1 protein-coding gene is annotated in these 241 nt (G+C 70.1%); it reads right to left on the bottom strand.

Annotated elements, in window-relative coordinates; translation table 11 throughout:
• On the bottom strand, positions 1-241 hold a 241-nt coding region (locus BN358_RS23665), incomplete at both ends, for a DNA gyrase C-terminal beta-propeller domain-containing protein (RefSeq protein ID WP_157593437.1).

Genomic DNA, 241 nt, shown 5'->3' on the forward strand with positions numbered 1-241 from the left:
CAGGCCAGCCACATGGCCGCCCTTCGCGTCCCGGCCCGCCTCCGGCAGCTGCCACACCTTCGCCCGGTACACCCGGCCCAGGTTCGTGAAGAACAGGATCCAGTGGTGGTTGGTCGTGGCGAAGAGGTGATCCACCTCGTCGTCGACCCTCAGCGTGGCGCCGCGCACGCCCTTGCCGCCGCGCTTCTGGGTGCGGTAGAGGTCGGTGCGGGTCCGCTTCGCATAACCGCCGCGCGTGATC

This window comes from Sedimentibacter sp. B4, from assembly GCF_000309315.1.
Classification (GTDB): Bacteria; Bacillota; Clostridia; order Tissierellales; family Sedimentibacteraceae; genus Sedimentibacter; species Sedimentibacter saalensis.